Origin of the sequence: Nakamurella sp., assembly GCF_048594475.1 — a bacterium.
Lineage (GTDB): Bacteria > Actinomycetota > Actinomycetes > Mycobacteriales > Nakamurellaceae > Nakamurella.
Map to the genome: position 1 here is coordinate 1 of NZ_JBMDXT010000236.1, position 4,425 is coordinate 4,425.

3 protein-coding genes are annotated in these 4,425 nt (G+C 76.3%); 2 read left to right on the forward strand and 1 reads right to left on the reverse strand.

Annotation, left to right across the window (positions count from 1 at the left end; translation table 11 throughout):
* The coding region (locus ACOJUF_RS11010; RefSeq protein WP_420121895.1) for a DUF222 domain-containing protein at positions 1-696 on the reverse strand (696 nt) is incomplete at its 3' end.
* Between the two features lie 352 nt (positions 697-1,048).
* Between ACOJUF_RS11010 and ACOJUF_RS11015 the strand changes: the two genes are divergently transcribed.
* Positions 1,049-3,142, forward strand: coding sequence for a hypothetical protein (locus tag ACOJUF_RS11015; protein WP_420121896.1), 2,094 nt, complete (start codon positions 1,049-1,051; stop codon positions 3,140-3,142).
* Positions 3,143-3,236: 94 nt separating this feature from the next.
* Entirely contained in the window at positions 3,237-4,286 is a 1,050-nt protein-coding gene (locus ACOJUF_RS11020; protein WP_420121897.1) for an NAD(P)/FAD-dependent oxidoreductase, read from the forward strand.
* Positions 4,287-4,425: the final 139 nt, after the last annotated feature.

The window sequence follows — 4,425 nt, forward strand, 5'->3', positions numbered from 1 at the left end:
GGCCATGACCTGGCCCTTGCTGCGGTGGTCGTCGGCGGTGCTGTTGGCGGTCATCGCGGCGCGGTGCAGGGCCCCGTAGACGCTGACGCCTTCTTTCAGGGGGAGCAGCGCGGTCAGGTAGGTCATGCAGTCGGGGGCGGGTCGGATCGTGACCCGCCGGTCGGTGACCGCCTGACGGGCGCGATCGGCAGCCCCGTTCGGGTCGAGACGGTGGGCCCAGCCGCGGGCCTGCTGCGCAGTGTGCTGATCACTCCACCCGGACAGGTGGGGGGCGATGGCGGCGTCGATCCGGGCGCGGTCGTCGGGGCTGAGGTGGGTGGTTTCCCGGGCGATGAGGGTGGCCCGCCATTCGCTGCCCTCGCCGTGTTCCATCACCTGCAGGATCTGCGGCAGTTCGTGGACCAGGGTATGGGCCAGGCCGACGTGCCGGCTGCCCCTCTGCGGGCTGTCCCGGCGGGCGAGGGCGATCTGGGCGCAGACGGAGCGGCGGGCGTCGGCGGTGGCCATGCCGTTCTCGATGAGCCGGGCGCGGTGGCGGGTGGCGAAGGCGTCGGTGAGGCGGGCCTGCCGGGCACTGATCGCGGTGGTGAGTTGCTCCAGGGCGGTGATCTCGTCGATCAGGTCGGCGTCGCTGCCGGTGGTGCCGAGCCCAGCCAGCAGCGCGCGAAAGGCGATGGCCTGCGCGGTGCTCGACATGAGTCCGATGGTACCAGCATTCATAGGAACGATCATACTATAAAGCCTGTTAAGACGAACTTATTCGAACATCGATTCGTCCGTGAAGCGGTCAAGCCAACAGCGGGCACGGGCCCGCCCTGTCATCGGCGCGCTCGAGGGCTGGCAGCCGGACCTGATGACGTTCGGCAAGGTGATCGGCGCCGGCCTGCCGTTCGGCGCCGTCGCATGCTGGCAGCCGTCCGCCAGCAGTCAACCTCGAGCGGGCCCCGCGAACGGCCCCGCGGACCAGGACCGCCGGCCGTGAACTTGGGCCCGGATCCGCGTCGCGGCGGACCCTGACAGCGGGCCCGCTCTGCGCGACGATGTCTCCATGTCCGAATCGGCCGGCTCGGCCGGCGCCGGCGGCGCGGTCCCCCGCGCCGGCGAGCTGCTGGCCCGCGCCCGGCGGCGCCGGCTGCACGGCCGGGCCGACGAGCTGGCGCGCCTGCACCGGTGGGCCGGCTCCCCCGACCTCACGGTCGCCGTCCTGCACGGGCCCGGCGGGGTGGGCAAGTCCGCCCTGCTCGACGCGTTCGGCTACGACCTGGAGCAGGAGGGCCGGCCGGTGCTGCGCGTGGACGGCGCCGACCTCGAGCCCACCCCCGGCGAGTTCCGGGCCGCGGTGCAGGGCCGGGTCGGCGCCAGCACCGTGGTGCTGCTCGATCGGTTCGAGGCACTCGCGGGCCTGTCGGCCTGGCTGTGGCGCGACTGGCTGCCGGGCCTGCCGGCCGGCGTGCACGTGCTGCTCTCGGGCCGGCACCCGCCGCCCGACGACTGGCGGTCCGATCCCGCGTTCACCGCCTGCGGGGTCGTTCTCGCCCTGCGCAACCTGGACCGGACGGCGGCGGCCGCGCTGATCGCCGACCACGGCATCACCGATCCGGAGGATGCAGCCCTGCTGGCCGGCTCCAGCCGCGGGCACCCGCTGGCGATCGTCGTCGCCGCGGACGTGCACCGGCAGGCCGGCCCGGCCACTCCCCTGCGCGCGGGCCATCTGCTCGGCCACCCCGATGTCACCGCGGCCCTGGTCGAACGCTTCCTGGACGACGTCGCCACCCCACGACAACGCCGCGCCCTGCACGTGTGCGGGCTCGCCCGCCGGGTCGACCGCGGGCTGCTCCGGGCCGCGCTGGCCACCGACCCGCCGGGCGGCCCCCTGGACGACGAGGCCGCGGACGACCTGCTGGCCTGGTTGCGGACGCGCCCCTACGCCGAATCGCATCCCGACGGCCTGAGCGTGCACGACGTGGTCAAGGACGTCCTCGACCGGGATCTGCGCTGGCGGGACCGGCAGGCGTTCGTGGACCTGCACGGGGCGATCCGGCAGGTGATCGTCGACCGGATGGACCGGGCCGGCGACCGCGAGCACGACCGGCTGGCCGGTGACCTGTTCCACCTGCACCGGCACAACCCAGCGGCCGCGTCGCTCTACGCGTTCGCCGATCTGGGCGGCGTGGTGGCCCGCCCGGCCCGCCCCGACGAGGCCGGGTGGCTGGGCCGGATCTGCGCGGTCGAGCACCGCGCGGCGGCGGCCGAGCACTGGCTGGCGGCGCAACCCGCGGCCTGGACGGTCTTCGAGGACGGGCAGGGTCGGCGGACGGGCGCCGGGATGATCGTGCGGCTCGACCGGGCCGGCCCCGGCGACCTCGACCGCGACCCCGTCGCACGATGGGCGTGGGCGCGCCTGGTCGAGCGCCGGCCGCCCGCGGCCGGCGAACCGGTCCTGCTGCAGAACGCCGTGGCCGCCGGGGACCCGGCCGCCCCGGGCGTCGTCGCCGACCAGGCGGCCGCGCTGAGCCTGCGGGCCTGGCGGTTGCGCGGGCTGGGCTGGACGGTCCTGGTCACCGCCCTGGAGCCGGTGTGGGCGCCGATGTGGCGCTACATCGGGTTCGAGCGACTCGGCGCCTGCCCGGTTCCCGACGGGCGCGGGGGCACCGCCGAGATCGGCGTGTGGGCGCGCGATTTCGCCCGGGGTGGGTTCGACACCTGGCTGGCCGCGATGACCGCCCAGGAACTCGACGAGGACGGCAGCGCCGCGCCGCCGGTCGCGGCGCGGATCGCCCTGGCCCGCCGGGACTTCGACGACGCGGTCCTCGGGCTGCTCAAGGAGTTGCGCCGGCCGGAGCGGGTCCGGGCCAACCCGCTGGCCGAGTCCGGCCTGGTCGGTCCGGGCGGCGATCCGGCCCAGGTGCTGCCCCGGCTGATCCGCCGCGCCGTGGACGGCCTGCGCCAGGACCCGGCGACCGACCTGGCCGGCCGGGTCCTGGACCGGACCTACCTGCGGCCGGCCGGGTCCCAGGAGCGGGCCGCCGAGGTCGTCGGCACGTCGTTCAGCACCTACCGGCGGCATCTGGCCCGCGGCACCCGGCTGCTCCAGGACCGGCTGTGGGAGTGGGAGGTGCGCGGGTCGCCCGACCCGGAATGACCGGACGATGAGCAGTCGATGACCTGGTGGGTGACCATCCCGGTCCGCGACGGTGGGCGGCACCCGCACCCGCACCGTCCGGATGGAGCCCGCCATGTCCCCTCGACCCGCCCTGGACACCGTCGTGGTCATCGGCGGCAGCGTGGCCGGCCTGCTCGCCGCCGCGGCCGTCGCCCCGCACGCCGCCCGGGTGGTGGTCCTGGACCGCGATCCGCTGCCGGCCGGCCCGGCCGGGCGGCCGAGCACCCCGCAGGCCCGGCACTCGCACGGTCTACTCGCCTCCGGGCGGGCGTCGATCGAGCGGCTGCTGCCCGGTTTCACCGACCGGGTCGTCGCCGACGGCGGCATCGGCAGCGGCGATCTCGGCCGGTCCGGGCGCTGGTGGATCGGCGGCGGCCTGATCGTCGACTGCGACCTGGGTGTCCGCGGCCTGAGTGCGTCCCGGCCGGAGTTCGAACACGTCGTCCGGGAGCTGGTGCGAGACCGGCCCACGGTCGAGATCTCAGGCGGCACCGACGTCCTGGGCCTGCGCGGCGACGCCGCGCGGGTGACCGGGGTGCACGTCCGCGGGCCCGACGGCCGGGACCGGGCGATCACGGCGGACCTGGTGGTCGACGCCTCCGGGCGCGCCGGGCGGGCCGCCCGGTGGCTGCCCCGCATCGGGGCCCGGCCGCCGGTCGAGGACCGGATCGCGGTCGGCGTGCGCTACGCGACCGTCCACGTGGTCGCCCGGACCGACGATCTGGCCGGCCGCTCGTTCCTGGTCGCGGCCGCCACCCCGGCGGTCCCCCGTGGCGGCGTGGCCCTGCGCCAGGAGGACGGCAGCTGGACGATCACCCTGTTCAGCTATCTCGACGAGCCCGTGCCGGTGGACCCGGACGGGCTGGAAGCGTTCGCGCGCAGCCTGGTCACGCCGGACCTGGCCACCCTGCTCACGGGTCGGACGCTGCGGCATCCGGCCTGGGCCTACCGCTTCCCGGACTGCCGGCGGCGCCGGTTCCCCGCCCCGCCGGCGGGTTACGTGGCCATCGGTGACGCCGTGTGCAGCGTCGACCCGACCTTCGGGCAGGGCATGAGCGTGGCCGCGCTGCAGGCGGTCGCGCTGCGGACGGAGCTGGACCGGACCGGCTCGGCGGCCGGGTAGCCGGCCGCCGCGGCCCGCATCGCCGGCCGGGCCTGGGACCTGAGGGCCGGGGCGGTCGGCGCGCTGCCCGGGGTGGGGGCGCCGCCCGCCCGGCCGGGCCGGGCCTGGATCGGCCGGTACGTGCGCCGGGTGCAGCGTC

Excerpts from the sequence above, each read along its gene's own strand:
- ACOJUF_RS11015 (WP_420121896.1), top strand. The coding sequence starts at position 1,049 with ATGTCCGAATCGGCCGGCTCGGCCGGCGCCGGCGGCGCGGTCCCCCGC.
- ACOJUF_RS11020 (WP_420121897.1), top strand. The coding sequence starts at position 3,237 with ATGTCCCCTCGACCCGCCCTGGACACCGTCGTGGTCATCGGCGGCAGC.